Raw genomic sequence first — 15,467 nt, forward strand, 5'->3', positions numbered from 1 at the left:
CTCACACCGTCAAACGGCCGACGGGGGCTCCGGGTTCCCGGCAGGACGAAAAAACTCCGCGCCGAGACATGGTGGGCTCAGGCGATCCCCCGCATCGCCCGAGCCCACCGCTCCACCCGGCACCGGGCGTGCTCGCCTCAGTACCGGAAGCCTCGCTGAGTATACTGGCTCTCAGCCAGTGAAGGCAGGAGTTACAGGATGTCCCCCCGCAGGCCCGCAGTCAATGAAGAACTCCGACGCCGTTCCAGGGAGCGTCTGCTGCAAGCCACGGTGGAGCTGGTGGACGAACGGGGCTTCGAGGGCACGACCTTGGGAGACATCGCGGAACGCGCGGGTTCCGCGCGCGGTCTGGTCTCGTACTACTTTCCCGGCAAACGCCAGTTGGTGCAGTCGGCCGTCCACCGGCTGATGCATCTTACGCTCGGGGCCGCCCTGGAGCGCCCGTCCCACACGGAGGACGGGCAGGAGCGGATGGCCCGCGCGATCGACGCGGTCCTGGGGCTCTCGCAGGACCACCCGGTGCTCATGCGGCACCACATGGCGGGCATCCTGCAGGCGGACGGCTTCATCCAGTGCGCGGAGCAGCAGCAGCTCGCGGTCCTGCTGCGCGAGACCGTGGCGTGCTGGGGCTCGCCCCACCCGGACACCGAGTACCCGATGCTGCGCGCCCAGCTCATGGGCGCGGTCTTCGCGCTGCTGCTGCCGGGAGTCCCGATGCCGCTCGACCGGCTGCGCGGCGAGTTGTTCCGGCGGTACGGGCTGGACTGGCACCTCGGCGTCCCGCCGGAGGGCGTGCTGCCCTTCGACGGGACGCCGGTGCAGGCCGCGCACCGGCGGTAGCCGCGGGAAGCGGCCACCGCCGGGTACGCGGCCCGGACGGTGCGCGGACCGGTGCCGACCGGCGAGGTGCCGGTCAGCGGTGCCCGCGGATCAGCGGTAGTCCGGCTGCGTCTGCGTGTTCAGCTCGGGCAGCCGCACCCAGCGCGCGCTGTCCGTGCGCCGGTCGTTGATCTTCAGGACGTCCAGGCCCTTGGCGATGTCGTTGGAGTAGACATAGCCGTTGTAGTAGTACGCGGACCAGGAACCGCCGGTGACGAGGGAGGTGTCCGAGAGCGGGCCGCGCTCGAAGTAGCCGATCTCCTTGGGCTTGCTGGAGTCGGTGAAGTCCCAGACGGAGACGCCGCCCTGGTACCAGGCCTGCACCATGATGTCGCGGCCGCCGGCCACCGGGACCAGCGAGCCGTTGTGCGCGACGCAGTTCTCGGTGTCCGCCTGGTGCCGCGGGATCTTGTAGTAGCTGCGGAAGATGAGTTCGGACTTCTTGCCGCGCTGCTTGAGGTCGTAGATCCCGTTGGCGCCCTGCTTCGGGCCGATCTCCTCGTTGCAGGTCGCGGCACCGCCGCCGCCCAGCTCGTCGGTGAAGACGACCTTCTTGCCGTCCTTGCTGAACGTCGCCGAGTGCCAGAAGGCGAAGTTCTCGTAGTCACTGACCTGATCGATGACCTTGGGCTTCGCCGGGTCGGAGATGTCCATCAGGATGCCGTCGCCCATGCAGGCGCCGGCCGCGAGGCCGAGCTTGGGGAAGGCGGTGATGTCGTGGCAACCGGTGGTGGCCGACTTGCCGGGGCTGCCCGGGTTGCCGCCCTCGGGGAACAGCACCGGGAAGTCGATGACCGCCGAGCGCTCCGGCGCGGACCGCGGCACCTTGACTATGGAGATGCCGTCGTGCGGCGGCTTGCAGTCGGGGAAGGTGTCGCTGGGCGAGTACGAGGAGACGTAGAGGTAGACGTCCCTGCGCTCCGGCACCATGGTGTGGGTGTGCGAGCCGCAGGCGGTCTCGACGGCGGCGACGTACTCGGGGTTGCGCTTGTCGCTGATGTCGAAGACCTTCATGCCCTCCCAGGAGTCCTTCTCCGTGGCGGGCTGGGTGGTGCTGTTGCAGGAGTCGTCGCTGCGCGACGAGTCGGTGGACAGGAACAGCAGGTCGCCCGAGACCGACACGTCGTTCTGCGAGCCGGGGCAGAGCACCTCGCTGACGACCTCGGGGCTCTTGGGGTTGGCGATGTCATAGATGACGAAGCCGTCGTAGTTGCCCGCGAAGGCGTAACGGCCCTGGAAGGCGATGTCGGAGTTGGTGCCCTGGAGGGCACCCTTGTCGAGGTGGGCGACATGCTCGATGTTGTCGCTCTTGTCGATCTCGTCCACGCCCGGCACGTCACCGCGCTCGATGGCGTCCTGCGCCTGCGAACGTTCGGTGCTGCTGAGCTTCTTGGGGGCGTTCGGCCCGTCGCCCGGGCCCGGCACCGCCGCCGCGGTGCCGGCGGTCAGCAGCGAGCCCACGAGCCCGATCAGGGCCGCGGCCGCGGCCAGACCTCTGCGCCGCGTTCGTGATCTGTGCAACGACGTCACGTGATTCCCTCCCAGTGGTACGCCTACGGCAGTTGAAATCAAGGCAGTATCCCGCCATGCATGTACAGAACAACAGACGGAAACACAGTTGTAATGGAAACTTTTGGTCCTGTCAGTACTCGGTCGTGCTAGACCTACCTGGCAACTCGCCGGAACCACCTGTACGGAGGTCACCTTGCGGCACCGTCGCGCGCTCGCCTCAGCCGTTCCGCTCACCGCCGCCCTGCTGCTGGCCGGCTGCACCGGGGGCGACTCGACCGACGACGCCGGGGACGGCGGCAAGGCGTCCGTCATCGCGCCCGGGAAGCCGGGTGAACAGGCGGCCACGATCCCCGCGGACGAGGTCGAGGAGGCGCGCGGCGACGACCGGCCCAACTCGTCGGACACCACGTACATGCGCGACATGATCGAGCACCACGGGCAGGCGATCGTGATGACCGACCTCGCCGAGGAGCACGCGGGCGCGAAGAACGTGCGCAGCATCGCCGAGCGGATCGCCGCCGGGCAGCAGCCGGAGATCGCGGTGATGGAGGCGTGGCTGGAGGAGAACCCGGGCGGCGGCGAGGACGGCCACGGCGGGCACGGGAGCGGGCACGAGGGGATGCCCGGGATGGCGAGCGAGGCGGACCTCGACCGGCTCCGGGCGGCGCGCGGCGGGGAGTTCGACGCGCTCTTCCTCAAGCTGATGATCGCCCACCACGAGGGCGCGGTGAAGATGGCCGAGGAAGTGCTCGGCAAGGGCAACAACGAGTACGTCGAGCAGTTGGCGACCGGAGTGATCGCGCAGCAGCTCAGCGAGATCGGCCGGATGGAGAAGCTGGCGTAGCTCCCCGGCCTGCGGTTCCGCGCGTCCCGGGGGCGTTGTCAGTGGCCGGGTGCAGACTGACCCGTAGTCGACGACGAGGTCGCACGGAGGTGGACCCTATGCAGGACGTGGTGCTGGCGGTCGGAACGCGCAAGGGGCTGTTCCTGGGACGGCGCCGGGCCGGCGCGTGGGAGCTGGACGGGCCCCACTTCAAGGCCCAGGCGATCTATTCGGTGGGCATCGACACCCGCGGCGCGGTGCCGCGGGTGCTGGCCGGGGGCGACAGCGCCCACTGGGGCCCGTCGGTCTTCCACTCCGACGACCTCGGCGCGACGTGGGAGGAGCCAGGGCAGCAGCCGGTGAAGTACCCGAAGGACACCGGCACTTCGCTGGAGCGGGTCTGGCAGTTGCAGCCCGCGGGGGCCGAGGCCCCCGGTGTGGTGTACGCGGGCACGGAGCCCGGCGGCCTGTTCAGGTCCGTGGACGGCGGCGAGACGTTCGAGCTGATGCGGTCGCTGTGGGACCACCCGACGCGGGAGAAGTGGGAGCCGGGCGGCGGCGGGCTCGCGGTGCACACGGTGGTCACCGACCCGCGGGACGCGGAGTCCGTGACGGTCGCCGTGTCCGCCGGCGGGGTGTACCGCACGGTGGACGGCGGGGCGAGCTGGGCCCCGTCGAACTCGGGCGTGCAGGTCGTCTTCCAGCCGGAGAAGTTCCCGGAGTTCGGCCAGTGCGTGCACAAGGTCGCGCGCGACGCCGTGGACCCGGACCGGCTCTATCTGCAGAACCACTGGGGCGTCTACCGCAGCGACGACGCCGGGGCCACCTGGACCGACATCGGCGCAGGACTGCCCTCGGACTTCGGCTTCGCCGTCGCGGCGCACCCCTCGCGCGCCGGCACCGCGTACCTCTTCCCCATCACCGCGGACGCCGACCGGGTGCCCGCGGAGAACCGCTGCCGGGTCTACCGCACGTCGGACGCCGGCGCGACCTGGGAGCCGCTGTCGGCCGGGCTGCCGGCCGAGGACCACTACGGCACGGTGCTGCGGGACGCGCTGTGCACCGACGACGCCGACCCCGCGGGGGTGTACTTCGGCAACCGCAACGGGGAGGTCTTCGCCAGCGCCGACGAAGGGGAGAGCTGGACGCAGCTCGCCGCGCACCTGCCGGACGTGCTGTGCGTACGGGCCGCGGCTGTCTGAGACGTGGCGGGTGGGGGTCCGTGGAGCCAGTAGAGTGACCGGCCATGGCTGGACGTCCTCTCCCCGACATCGTCGAAGCCGGCTGGGCCAAGGCCCTGGAACCGGTCGCCCAACAGATCGCCGCCATGGGCGACTTCCTCCGCGCCGAGGTCGCGGCGGGACGCACCTACCTGCCCGCGGGGCCGAACGTGCTGCGGGCCTTCCAGCAGCCGTTCGACGACGTACGGGTGCTCGTCGTCGGCCAGGACCCTTACCCCACCCCTGGCCACGCCGTGGGCCTCAGCTTCTCCGTCGCCCCCGACGTGCGTCCGCTGCCCGGCAGCCTGGAGAACATCTTCCGCGAGCTGCACAACGACCTGGGCCACCCCCGCCCGGCCAACGGCGACCTCACGCCCTGGACCACGCAGGGCGTGCTGCTGCTCAACAGGGCGCTCACCACCGCGCCCAGGCGCCCCGCCGCGCACCGCGGCAAGGGCTGGGAGCAGGTCACCGAGCAGGCCATCCGGGCGCTCGCCGCCCGCGGCCGGCCGCTGGTGGCGATCCTGTGGGGCCGCGACGCGCGCAACCTGCGCCCCATGCTCAGCGACTACCCCGCCATCGAATCCGCCCACCCCTCCCCCATGTCCGCCGACCGCGGCTTCTTCGGCTCCCGCCCCTTCAGCCGGGCCAACGAGCTGCTGCAGAAGCAGGGCGCGGAGCCGGTGGACTGGACGCTGCCGACGAACGGATAGCCGCCATGACCAGCGCAACGGCCCGATGGGTGCTCGGCATCGACTCCGGCGGCTCCGGGCTGCGCATCGCCGCGGCGGCCGTGCCCGCGGACGGCGGCGACCCGGCGGAGAGCGACGCCGCGGTGGAGACCGCGGGCCCCGTCGCCACCGGGGACAACGGCATCGACGCCGACGACCTGCTCGGCAAGCTGCTGCCCGCCGCGCACCGGCTGCTGGACGCGGCAGGCGCCGAGTCGTTCGCCGCCGTGTGCGTCGGCGCCGCCGGCATGGCCAGCCTCGGCGCCGATCTGCGCGCCCGGCTGCCGCACGCCCTGGCGGACGCCCTCGGCGCAGGGCACCTGGCGCTCGCCGCCGACGGCGTCACCGCGTACGCGGGCGCCGTCGGGCAGCACCCCGGCGCCGTCGTCGCCGCCGGCACGGGCATGATCGCGGTCGGCACCGGGCTCGACGCGGCGGGGTGGCGGCGGGCTGACGGCTGGGGGCACCTGCTCGGCGACTGCGGGGGCGGCGCGTGGATCGGGCGGGCGGGTCTGGAGGCGGCGATGCGGGCGTTCGACGGCCGCCGCGGGGGCTCCGCGGCGCTGCTGGCCCGGATGGAGACGGTGTTCGGCACCGGTACGCAGATGCCGGGCATGCTGTACCCGCGGCCCGACCGCCCGGCGGTGCTGGCCTCGTTCGCCCCGGAGGTCGCCCGCTGCGCGCCGCACGACCCGGTCGCCGCCGCGATCCTCGCCGAGGCGGGCGAGCACATCGCCGCCGCGGCCGTCGCGGTCTGCCCCGCGGACCCGGGCAGCGCGGTCGCGCTCACGGGCGGGCTCTTCGGGATCGGGGAGCCGCTGCTCGCGCCGCTGCGCGCGGAGCTTGCGGTACGGCTCCCGCGCGCCCGGGTGTCGACCGCGGCGGCGACGCCGCTGGCGGGGTCGCTGCGGATCGCCGCCGCGCTGGCGGCCGACGAGCTGCTGCTGCCGGTGGAGCGGGGCATGCTCGACGTCTGGTAGGCCGCCTTCCCTGGCGGCGGGCGGCGCCGGCGCGGGGACCGCGCGTAACGGCGCGGGGACGATCCGTACGAGAGCCGTCACCGCCTGTCCGCCGGTGTGCTCCCGCGGTCACGCCCGCGGGCGAATGGCGACCCCGGGCATGTGGCGGACCGCACGGAGGCGTTAGCATGCGGCGCCATGAGCTCTGCCGATGGACACGCAGCCGGTCTGCCCGTACGTATGCCCCGCCGACAGCCGGGGCGGCACCGCAAGCCGGAGCGGCCGAGCGCGCCCGAGGGCGCGCCGGCGCTGGTCCTGGCCGTGCCCGGGGCACCGTCCGCGGAGATTCGCGGCCTGGCGGAGGAGGTGCTCAGCATCGCCCGCTCCGACCTTCCGGGGCTCGACGGCCGGGTTGCCTACGTCCAGGGCGAGAACGAGGAGTTCCCGCCGCTGGCGGCGGTGCTCGCGCAGGCCGCGGCGCAGCGCGCGGCGCTCGCCGAGGCCGGGACGCTGGAGGTGGCGGAGGACGTGCCGGTGGCCGTCGTGGTGCCACTGCTCGCGGGCCCGGACCCGGTGCTGCTGGACCGGCTGCGCGACGCGATCACGACGAGCGGGACGGCGGTCGAGCTCACCGACGTCCTCGGGCCGCACCCGCTGCTCGCCGAGGCCCTGCACGTGCGTCTTTCCGAGGCGGGCCTGGCCCGCGCGGACCGCGCGCGGCTGTTCACGGTCGCGACCGCCGCGGACGGCATCATCCTCGGCGCCGTGGGCGGCGAGGAGGCCGTGCAGGCGGCGGGCGTGACGGGCATGCTGCTCTCGGCGCGGCTGGCGGTGCCGGTGATGGCGGCGGCGCTGGACCGGCCGGGCGCGGTGGCCAAGGTCGCGGAGTCGCTGCGGAGTTCGGGTTCCGCGCGGCTCGCGCTCGCGCCGTACGCGCTGGGCCCCGAGCTGCCCGCGGGGATGCTGGCCGCCGCGGCGGAGGAGGCGGCCTGCGAGGCGGCGGAGCCGCTGGGCCCGTACCCGTCGGTGGGGCAACTGGCGCTGACGCAGTACACGACGACGCTGGGCATCGCGCCGCAGCCCGCCGGGTCCCCGCTGCGCTGACGCAGCCGCAGGACATCGGAAGCCGCCGGCGTGCGCCGGCGGCTCCGCTGTTTTCAAGGTCGCTTCCCCGCACCCGGAGTACGGGCCGGCCCGTGCGCCCGGGTCAGGCGAACACGACGCACGACGCCGCCGGCAGCGCGGCCGAGCCGGAGCGCCTCGGCGTACCGCTATCTGCGTCGATGTCGAACCAGGTGACGTCCCCGGAGCGCTCGTTGGCCGCGTACAGGTGCCGGCCCTCCGGGTCGATCGCGAGGTCCCGCGGCCAGGTGCCGCCGCAGGGGACGTTCGAGACGAGGTCGCGGACGCCGCCGTCGTCGCCGAGCGCGAGGGTGGCGACGACGTCGGGACCGCGGACGGCGGTCCAGCAGAAGCGGCCGTCCGGGGAGACGGCGATGCCGGAGGCGTACGGGGTCTCGTCCGCCGCGGCCGTCTCGTCCGTCAGCAGCGGTGCCTCGGCGAGCGGTTCGAGGGTGCCGGTGGCGGCGTCCCAGGAGCAGACGGTGACGACGGGCTCCAGCTCGCAGGCGACGTAGACGCGGTGTCCTTCCGGGTGGAAGGCCAGGTGGCGCGGGCCGGTGCCGGGACGCAGCGGCACCTCGTGGTTCAGCCGCAGGGCGCCGCGGTCGGCGTCGAGGGCGCAGACGAGGACGGAGTCGGTGCCGAGGTCGACGCCGAGAACCCAGCGGCCGGTCGGGTCGGGGACCACCTGGTGGGCGTGCGGGCCCTCCTGCCGCCCGGCGACCGGGCCGCTGCCCTCGTGCTGGAGCAGCGCGGCGGGGCCGGCGAGGGTGCCGTCGCGGTTGACGGTCACCGTACTGAAGCTGCCCGAGGTGTAGTTGGCGGTGAGGACGTGGCCGCCGGCGAGCGCGAGGTGGGTGGGGTGGTCGCCGCTGACGGGTACGGGGTCGCCGGCGGGCTCGGGCTTGTCGTCGGCGAGCCGGAACGCGGCCACGCTGCCGCCCTCGGTCTCGCTCACCGCGTACAGCAGGCCGCCGTCGGCGACGGCGAGGAAGGAGGGGTCGCGCAGGGCGTCGGTCGAGTGCCGCGGGGTGAGGGCGCCCGTGCCGGGGTCGATGTCGGCGACGGTGATCCCGGCGCCGCCGCCACTGGAGAACGAGCCGACACAAGCCCGCAGAACCGATTCACCCATGCGTTTTCCCCTTCCAGCAGGTCCGGAGCCGGTCCGGGCGACCCTACCCGACGATCTCCCGGCCGTCCGGCGGTCTCCCGCACGCCCGCTTCCCGGCCCGGTCCTGCCTGCCAGGCCCGTACCGCATCGGGTGGTTGTGCAGCACAATGTGGTCCGCGCAGGGGCCGCGCACCGTGAGATCACCCCCCACCCGAGGAGACTCAGCATGCACGGAGCGCACAGCACCCGTATCGCGGCCGCCCTGGTGTCCGCCGCCGCCCTCCTGGCCGGCTTCCAGGCGGCGGCCGCCGCCCGGCCCGGGGACGCCGCCGAGGTGATCGACGTGTCCACGGCCGACGAGTTGGAGGCGGCCCTCGCCGCCGCGGGACCCGGCGACACGATCCGCATGGCGGACGGCACGTACCGCGGCAACTTCGACATCACCGCCTCCGGCAGCGGCTCCGCGCCCGCCACCCTCACCGGCTCCGCCGGCGCCGTGCTGGTCGCCGGCGGCGGCTACGGGCTGCACCTGGACGGCGCCTCGTACTGGAACCTGACCGGTTTCACGGTCACCGGCGGCCAGAAGGGCATCGTGATGGACGCCGCGGGCCACGTGGACATCGCCTCCGTCACCGTGCACGACCTGGACATGGAGGCCGTGCACTTCCGCAACTCCAGCTCCGACGGATCGATCACCGACTCACGGATCCACGACACCGGGCAGAACGGCCGCGGCATGGGCGAGGGCGTCTACGTCGGCAGCGCGGGCGGCACCGGCGACCGCAGCGACCGCATCCTGATCGAGGGCAACACGATCGGCCCCGGCGTCGGCGGCGAGAACGTCGACATCAAGGAAGGCACCACCGGCGCCCGGATCATCGGCAACACCTTCGACGGCAGCGGCCTGACCGGCGCGAACTACGACGACTCGTGGGTCGACATCAAGGGCAACGACGTGCTGGTGGCGGACAACACCGGCCGGGGCACGACGAACGACGGCTACCAGACCCACGAGGTGCAGGACGGCTGGGGCTGCAACGCCACCTTCCGCGGCAACGAGTCCGACCTCGGCGGCGCGACGGGCCCCGGCAGGTACGCCATCAACGTCACCAACTACGACGCGCAGAACTGCCCCGTGACCGTCTCCGGCAGCAACACCGTCAGCGGCGGCCGCGGCCTGGTCAACCCCGGCATCCCGGTCACCGGCTGACCGCTGCGACCGCCGACGGACCCGGGGCGTCCGCTTCGTGCGGGGCTTGGCATGCTTGCCGTATGAGCGCCACCGCTACCACCGCCGTCGTCTTCGACCTCGACGGCACCCTCGTCGACAGCGAACCGAACTACTACGAGGCCGGGCGCCGTGTTCTCGAACAGCACGGCGTCACCGGCTTCACCTGGGAGGAGCACGCCGGCTTCCTGGGCGTCGGCACCCTGGAGACGATGCGCACGCTGCGCGAGCGGTACGCGCTGGCGGCGCCGGTGGCGGAGCTGATGGCGGAGAAGAACGCCGCGTACCTGCAACTGGCGCGGGCGTCGACCGAGGCGTATCCGCAGATGCGGGCGTTCGCCGAGATGCTGCGCACGGCCGGGTGCCCGATCGCCGTCGCGTCCGGCTCCTCCCGGACCGCCATCGAGGCGGTGCTGCCCGCGGCCGGGCTCGACGGGCTGTTCCCCACGCTGGTCTCGGCGGAGGAGGTCGAGCGCGGCAAGCCGGAGCCCGACGTGTTCCTGGAGGCGGCCCGGCGGCTGGGCGTACGGCCGGAGGACTGCGCGGTGGTGGAGGACGCGCCGCCGGGGTGGGAGGCCGCGCGCCGGGCGGGGATGCGGTGCGTGGCGGTGCCGTATCTGCTGGAGCAGGCGGACGAGGCCGTCGCGTCGGGCGCCGGGCTGGTGTTCCGGGGCGGGCAGCGGGAGTTCTCGGCGGAGCGCGCGTTCGCGTGGGTGACGGGCGGGTCGTGACCCGCGGCCGGGCCCCGGTGCGTACGGGCCGGGCGTGCCGCGCGGGCGGGGCACGGGGCGGTGCCGTGGATGCGCACCGCCCCGCTCCCCCGCGTCCCGGCGGACCGGGCCGGTCAGTCCTCCGCGACCTCACCCCTGACGTGCCGCTGCACGAACTCGTAGGCCAGATCGCCGAACTGCTCGCCGAACGGGATGGACCGCTCCGCGGTCTTCGAGAAGTGCACGCCGCCCCACAACCGGCTGTACGCGCAGTCCCTGACGAACTCCGTCCAGGTGTCCCAGTGCACCGCCAGGTCGGCGCCCGGGGTGACCCCCGGCTCGACCATCGTCGACCCGGCCGGTGCCCGGAACGTCCAGTCCAGCACGTCGTCGTCGAAGAACCGCCGCGTCGCCTGCGCCTGGGCCGCGCAGACGCCCCCGGATCCCGAGGGGTACTCGGGGTGGTCGCCGACGTTGAGGTAGCTCGTCCACTCGTCGGCCGGCATGTCGCGCACCCTGCCCTTGCCCACGCCGCCCCAGGAGGTGACCCGGCGGCTGCCGTAGACGTGCCGGACGGCGCTGAACGGCCGGACGGCGTCGTACGTGGCCTTGTAGTGCCAGATCGCCACGAGCGAGTCGTAGATCGCGACGGTGCTGCCGAAGAGCAGGTGGACGAGGTCGTCCAGGTCCAGCTCGGCGTGCGCCTGCGCCGCGGCGCCCACGGAGATGCCGACGCCGAGGAACTTGTTGTCGAAGATCTCCGCCTTGACCTTCTGCTCGTCGGTCAGGGCGGCCGACGCCTCCAGGATCTCGTCCACGGAGCGCTTGTAGTCCCGGGGCCTGGTGTGGTCGCTGAACTCGGGCGGCGCGAGCCCGAAGGCGCCGGGGTCGCGGAAGGTGTGCGCCCTGACCAGGCGCTGCTGCGGGGTGACGAACGACTGGACGGTGAAGATCCCCTTGTCGCCCGCGTTCCCGGCGAGGCGGCGGTTGTGGGTGCCGTGCTTGGGCTGCCAGCGGGAGGGGTTCGTCAGCTCGTACGCGGAGTTGGCCGGGCGGTAGCCGGTGTAGTCCTGGTACGGGCGGCCGTTGTAGGTGCGGCCGACGTCGCCGAGCTGGTTCATGCCGTCGTGTGCGGTACGGGCCAGGACGGCCTTGCCCGCCAGGTTGCCGATGCCGACGGGGCTGGTCGGGTTCTCCGACTCGTCGTCGGGGTCGAGACCGATCGCGGTCATGAGGTCGCGGAAGGCCGTGCCGCGGCCCGGCTCCACGCCCTTGATCACCCGGTAATTGGCGTACAGCGCGGCGATGTTCTTGTTCCGGTTGGTGGTGGACTCGCTCGAAGGGCGGCGGCGGATACGGGAGTAAACGCCCACGGCCGTCGGGTGATAGGGCGCCATGGCGTCGAACCAGGCGGCGGTCGACAAATGGATGAACCGGTGGAGCACGGTCACGTCCATGGGACCGTAGACGTCCTCCGCGGGACGGAAGGTGGCGATCAGATCGCGTACGAAGTTGCCCGTGTCGAAGTCGAAGTCGGCGGCCGCCGCCGGCGCCTGACCGGCCGGCTCGGCGGCGGTCGCGGAACCGCTGTGGCCCAGCGCGGCCAGGGCGGCGGTCGAGGCGCCGCCGATCCCGCCGAGCAGCACCGACCTGCGCCGGGGCGCGGATCCGGGGGCTTGAGGGCGTCTTCGGATCGTCATGCTGCGCATCCTCCCTCTTTCAAGTTTCTTTAAAGCTTCCGTCAATTCGAGGGAAAATGCGAAGCGCGTACGGGCCGCACGAATCCCCGTGAAAAGGCTACTGAGTTCGGCCGTGAGAGCCACCGCGCGACCGAGTAGTCCGCACTACTCGGATTGGAGCCTTCAAGGGAGTTGACCGCGACCTTTCCCCGGTATTCGGGGAGGGAAAAGCGGAAGCTGGGGGGCGGTTTCCTGAAATCACCCGCGTGTATTCAGCCGCCGACTTGGCCGTCGCCCAGAACCTTCGCCGTCGTGCGCTCGGCGGTGGCGTCGTCCAGACAGCCGCGCAGCCGCATGCGGTCGTGGTCGCCGAGCGCCGGGCGCACGCTGCCCACCCAGATGTCGCCCTCCAGCCGGCTCAGCGGGGCGTGGTGCGCGGGCACGCGGGTCGCGCGGCGGCAGCTCTCCCACAGGTCACGCGCGGCCATCCGGCCCGCCGCCGCGTCGCCGGAGCCGCGCACCGCGACCTCGAAGACGACCGACGTCGCCACCGCGGCGGGGCGCTCCTGCGGCCGGGTCTGGGTGGCGTCCGCGAGCCGGCCGAGGCCGAACACCAGGGCGGCCAGGGCCAGTACGGCGACGACGAGGGTACGGACCCGGGGCGGGCGCCGCACCGGGGGGCGGGACTCCAGCGGCTCCGCGCGCCCCACGCCGCCTGGCGGCGCCGCCAGGCCGGCGAGGCGGGCGGCCGTGCGGCGGTCCGCGGGCCGGCCGGTGGCGGAGGCGAGCTTCTGCACCGCCCAGGCGGCGGCCGACATCACCGCCCCCGCGGCCAGCAGCACGGGCACGAAGACGTACGTGCGGTGCGTGCCGTCCGGACGCCCGGCCTCCAGCCAGCGGAACCGCGGCGACGGCTCGGTCCTGATGCGCTCCAGGCCGCGCAGGATCTCCGCGGTGCGGTCGCGTCCCTCCGCGACCTCGCGGCGGAGCCGGGAGACGCGGGCGTGCAGCACGAAGCCGACGAGCAGCACCTCGACGGCCAGCAGCAGCACGCCGCTGATGAGCGCACGCTGCCACTCCCAGCGGTAGAGGTAGAGCACGAAGTAGCCCCCGGCGGCGGCGCCGGAGAGCCCGCCGAAGACGTAGCCCGCGTACTTCACGCCGCCTCCCCCGCCGCGCCCGCCGTGCGGTCCCGTACATGGCCGGCCGGGCACCCGCGCCCGCCGGTCACGCCGCTGCCTCGCGGCTGTCCCCGTGGGCCGCGTCGCCGCCGGTACGGGCCTCGCCCCCGGCGGCCGTCACCGCACCCGTCGTGCCGTCCACCGCCAGCGCCGTACCCGGCGGGAAGCGCTCCACCGCCCCCGGTACGCCCACGGCCGTCGGCACCCCGAACTCCCGGGCCAGCACCGCCAGGTGCGACAGCGCGCTGCCGGTCTCCGCGACCAGCCCGGCGAGCCCGGCGAGCTGCGGCGCGAGGCCCGGGTCGAGCACGGGCACCACCAGCACCGCGGCCCGCGGCCGCACCCCCGCGCCGTCCCACGCCACCCCCGCGCCGCTGCCGCCCCCGGCGCCCTGCCCGCCGCCCGCCGCAGAACCGGCGCGCACCGGACCCCGCGGCTCCGCCACCGGCCGCCCGCCGGCCAGCCGGAACGCCGCGGGCAGCCCCAGCCGCTCCGGCCGCGGCCGCCGCTCCGCGAAGTCCCGCGGCAGCCCACCGCCGTGCGCGAGCGCGAGCAACTCCGGCCACCGGAGCAGCGCCACCCGCGCCGCCCCGTCCAGCGCCCCCGCCGCCGTCAGCCGCTCCGCCAGCTCCGCGACGACCCGGCTCTGCATCTCCTGCACCCACCGGATCCGCAGCCGCAGCCCCTCCCGTACCGGCAACGCGCCCACCCCGCGCGGCACCCCGCTCCACCGCGTGCGTACGGGCAGCGCCGGCGCCGCGCCGAGCGCCGGGGGCAGCAGCGCCAGCAGCACCGGGTGCCGGGCGATCAACCCGGCGTCGTCGTACGCCGCGTCCTGCCGCGGCACCTCCGCCAGCACGGCCAGCGCCTCCCCCGCCGCGGTGGCCCCGGTGCCCGCGCCGGGCAGCGCACCGGCCAGCGACTCCTGGGCGTGCAGCGCGGAGAGCACGGTACGGCCCCAGCCCGCGGCGTCGAGCAGCCTGCCGCTGACCATCGCGGCCGGCTCGGGCAGCCCGGCGAGCTGCTCGTCGACCTCGGCCATCAGGTCGAGCGCGAGCACGGGCAGCGCGGTGCGCAGCCGCCCCGTGCGCCAGGCCGCGCCGAGCAGCCGGGCGCCGCGCAGCGGATTGACGAAGTCCCGTACCGGATGGGCCGACTTGACCGCGCCGAGCAGCCGCAGGTCGGCGGCGGCCCGGCCGTCGACGGTGGTGACGGCGGGCAGCGCGCGCAGGTGCCGCCGCGGCGCGGTGCCGGCGATGTCGAGGGCAACGGTCAGGCCGTGCGACATGGGCGCGACCCACAGGTCCTCCTCCAGCGGCTGGAGCACCGCGGGGAAGGTCTCGGCGACCGGCCCGGGGCCCAGCAGCCGGGCGGTACGCGGCGGGCGCGGCGGCATCGCCGTGATCGGCCGGGACTGGAAGAGCCACAGCCGCCCGTCGGCGTCGAAGCCGAACTCGACGTCCTGCGGCCCGCCTAAGACCCGCTCCGCGCGCCGGGCCAGCGACGCCAGCCGGGCCAGCCGCTCGCGGCCGAGCAGCCCCGCGCCGGGCGGCTCCGCGGGCTCGACGGCGACGCGCCGGCCGCGCCGGGTGAGCTGGTAGCGGACGCCCTGCGCGGTGCCGTCGACGAGGGTGTCGGGGCCGCCCTCGACGGCGCTGACCAGCAGCCGGTCGTGCCGTCCGGCGACGGGGTCGGCGCCGAACATCACCCCGCCGGCCGCGGCCCGCAGCATGGGCTGCACCAGGACGGCCATGCGTCCGGGCGCCCCGGCGCGCAGCGGCGCCTCGCGGTGCGCGGCGGTGGGGCCGACGAGCCCGCGGGCGGCGGAGTCGAGGACGCGGCGGACGGCGGCGGCGAAGTCGTCCCAGCCGCGGGCGTCCGGCACGGTCTCGAACCAGCCGGCCATCGAGGAGTCGGCGGCGTCCTCGTACGCGGAGGAGGACCGTACGATCAGCGGCCGCCGCCCGCCCTCGGAGAGGTCCCGCCAGGCGGCGCGCAGCGCGTCCGGCCCGGCGGGGGCGCCCGGGGCCAGAGCGGGGTCGGTGAGCACGAAGCCCGGGAGGACGGGCAGTCCCGCGGCGGCGGCGCGGGCCAGGCCGGCGGCCTTGGCCCCGGCGCGGCCGGGGTCCCGGGCATGTCCTGTGTGCAGCGGGAGCACCGCCGGCCACGCCCCGCCCGCGGCCCGTTCCGTACGCGCGCCGCGCGCCGGCCTTTCCGCATCCGCCGCGCGCGCCGCCCGTTCCGCGGGCGGCGCGTCCGCCGCGCCCGCCGTCCGCTCCGCTTCGGTCGCCATCAGCGGCTCCACCTCCGCC

At 74.5% G+C, this 15,467-nt stretch carries 13 protein-coding genes; 8 read left to right on the forward strand and 5 right to left on the reverse strand.

Annotated features, from left to right (window positions below):
- Positions 1–198: 198 nt before the first annotated feature.
- Positions 199–840 carry a TetR/AcrR family transcriptional regulator gene (locus tag ACFYVJ_RS04220; RefSeq protein WP_388886458.1) on the forward strand — a complete coding sequence of 214 codons (642 nt, stop codon included), beginning with the start codon at positions 199–201 and terminating at the stop codon, positions 838–840.
- Between the two features lie 90 nt (positions 841–930).
- Here the strand turns inward: ACFYVJ_RS04220 and ACFYVJ_RS04225 are convergent, their stop codons facing one another.
- Positions 931–2,409, reverse strand: a complete 1,479-nt coding sequence (locus tag ACFYVJ_RS04225; RefSeq protein ID WP_388886460.1) for an LVIVD repeat-containing protein — start codon at positions 2,407–2,409, stop codon at positions 931–933.
- A 175-nt stretch (positions 2,410–2,584) separates the two neighbouring features.
- Here ACFYVJ_RS04225 and ACFYVJ_RS04230 point away from each other — a divergent pair, with 175 nt between their 5' ends.
- From ACFYVJ_RS04230 to ACFYVJ_RS04250, 5 genes are all read left to right on the forward strand, one after another.
- Positions 2,585–3,235, forward strand: coding sequence for a DUF305 domain-containing protein (locus ACFYVJ_RS04230; RefSeq protein ID WP_388886461.1), 651 nt, complete (start codon positions 2,585–2,587; stop codon positions 3,233–3,235).
- Positions 3,236–3,333: 98 nt separating this feature from the next.
- A complete protein-coding gene (locus ACFYVJ_RS04235; RefSeq protein ID WP_388886462.1) occupies positions 3,334–4,416 on the forward strand; it encodes a WD40/YVTN/BNR-like repeat-containing protein in 1,083 nt (360 codons plus the stop codon).
- A gap of 44 nt (positions 4,417–4,460) precedes the next feature.
- Positions 4,461–5,147: a uracil-DNA glycosylase gene (locus tag ACFYVJ_RS04240; RefSeq protein WP_101425747.1), complete on the forward strand. Its 687-nt coding sequence runs from the start codon at positions 4,461–4,463 to the stop codon at positions 5,145–5,147.
- A 5-nt stretch (positions 5,148–5,152) separates the two neighbouring features.
- Positions 5,153–6,145: an N-acetylglucosamine kinase gene (locus tag ACFYVJ_RS04245; RefSeq protein WP_388886463.1), complete on the forward strand. Its 993-nt coding sequence runs from the start codon at positions 5,153–5,155 to the stop codon at positions 6,143–6,145.
- A gap of 177 nt (positions 6,146–6,322) precedes the next feature.
- Positions 6,323–7,228: a hypothetical protein gene (locus ACFYVJ_RS04250; protein WP_388886465.1), complete on the forward strand. Its 906-nt coding sequence runs from the start codon at positions 6,323–6,325 to the stop codon at positions 7,226–7,228.
- A 103-nt stretch (positions 7,229–7,331) separates the two neighbouring features.
- Here ACFYVJ_RS04250 and ACFYVJ_RS04255 read toward each other — a convergent pair whose 3' ends face one another.
- On the reverse strand, positions 7,332–8,378 hold the full coding sequence (locus ACFYVJ_RS04255) for a lactonase family protein (RefSeq protein ID WP_388886467.1): 1,047 nt from the start codon (positions 8,376–8,378) through the stop codon (positions 7,332–7,334).
- Positions 8,379–8,583: 205 nt separating this feature from the next.
- On the opposite strand from ACFYVJ_RS04255, the gene ACFYVJ_RS04260 reads away from it, so the two are divergent.
- Complete coding sequence (locus ACFYVJ_RS04260) at positions 8,584–9,567, forward strand: right-handed parallel beta-helix repeat-containing protein (RefSeq protein ID WP_388886469.1); 984 nt, start codon at positions 8,584–8,586, stop codon at positions 9,565–9,567.
- 62 nt (positions 9,568–9,629) lie between these two features.
- A complete protein-coding gene (locus ACFYVJ_RS04265; RefSeq protein WP_388886471.1) occupies positions 9,630–10,316 on the forward strand; it encodes an HAD family hydrolase in 687 nt (228 codons plus the stop codon).
- Positions 10,317–10,429: 113 nt separating this feature from the next.
- Here the strand turns inward: ACFYVJ_RS04265 and ACFYVJ_RS04270 are convergent, their stop codons facing one another.
- The 3 genes from ACFYVJ_RS04270 to ACFYVJ_RS04280 all read right to left on the reverse strand — a co-directional run bounded on the left by ACFYVJ_RS04270 (position 10,430) and on the right by ACFYVJ_RS04280 (position 15,448).
- Positions 10,430–11,995 (reverse strand): DUF6851 domain-containing protein, encoded by a 1,566-nt coding sequence (locus tag ACFYVJ_RS04270; protein ID WP_388886473.1) that lies wholly within the window; start codon positions 11,993–11,995, stop codon positions 10,430–10,432.
- Between the two features lie 251 nt (positions 11,996–12,246).
- A complete protein-coding gene (locus ACFYVJ_RS04275) occupies positions 12,247–13,134 on the reverse strand; it encodes a hypothetical protein (RefSeq protein WP_388886475.1) in 888 nt (295 codons plus the stop codon).
- Between the two features lie 67 nt (positions 13,135–13,201).
- Entirely contained in the window at positions 13,202–15,448 is a 2,247-nt protein-coding gene (locus ACFYVJ_RS04280) for a PEP/pyruvate-binding domain-containing protein (protein ID WP_388886477.1), read from the reverse strand.
- Positions 15,449–15,467: the final 19 nt, after the last annotated feature.

The organism is Streptomyces sp. NPDC004134, from assembly GCF_042874195.1.
Taxonomy (GTDB): Bacteria; Actinomycetota; Actinomycetes; order Streptomycetales; family Streptomycetaceae; genus Streptomyces.

Coding starts and splice junctions, on each gene's coding strand:
- ACFYVJ_RS04220 (WP_388886458.1), top strand. CDS start 199: ATGTCCCCCCGCAGGCCCGCAGTCAATGAAGAACTCCGACGCCGTTCC.
- ACFYVJ_RS04235 (WP_388886462.1), top strand. CDS start 3,334: ATGCAGGACGTGGTGCTGGCGGTCGGAACGCGCAAGGGGCTGTTCCTG.
- ACFYVJ_RS04240 (WP_101425747.1), top strand. CDS start 4,461: ATGGCTGGACGTCCTCTCCCCGACATCGTCGAAGCCGGCTGGGCCAAG.
- ACFYVJ_RS04245 (WP_388886463.1), top strand. CDS start 5,153: ATGACCAGCGCAACGGCCCGATGGGTGCTCGGCATCGACTCCGGCGGC.
- ACFYVJ_RS04250 (WP_388886465.1), top strand. CDS start 6,323: ATGAGCTCTGCCGATGGACACGCAGCCGGTCTGCCCGTACGTATGCCC.
- ACFYVJ_RS04255 (WP_388886467.1), bottom strand. CDS start 8,378: ATGGGTGAATCGGTTCTGCGGGCTTGTGTCGGCTCGTTCTCCAGTGGC.
- ACFYVJ_RS04260 (WP_388886469.1), top strand. CDS start 8,584: ATGCACGGAGCGCACAGCACCCGTATCGCGGCCGCCCTGGTGTCCGCC.
- ACFYVJ_RS04265 (WP_388886471.1), top strand. CDS start 9,630: ATGAGCGCCACCGCTACCACCGCCGTCGTCTTCGACCTCGACGGCACC.
- ACFYVJ_RS04270 (WP_388886473.1), bottom strand. CDS start 11,995: ATGACGATCCGAAGACGCCCTCAAGCCCCCGGATCCGCGCCCCGGCGC.
- ACFYVJ_RS04280 (WP_388886477.1), bottom strand. CDS start 15,448: ATGGCGACCGAAGCGGAGCGGACGGCGGGCGCGGCGGACGCGCCGCCC.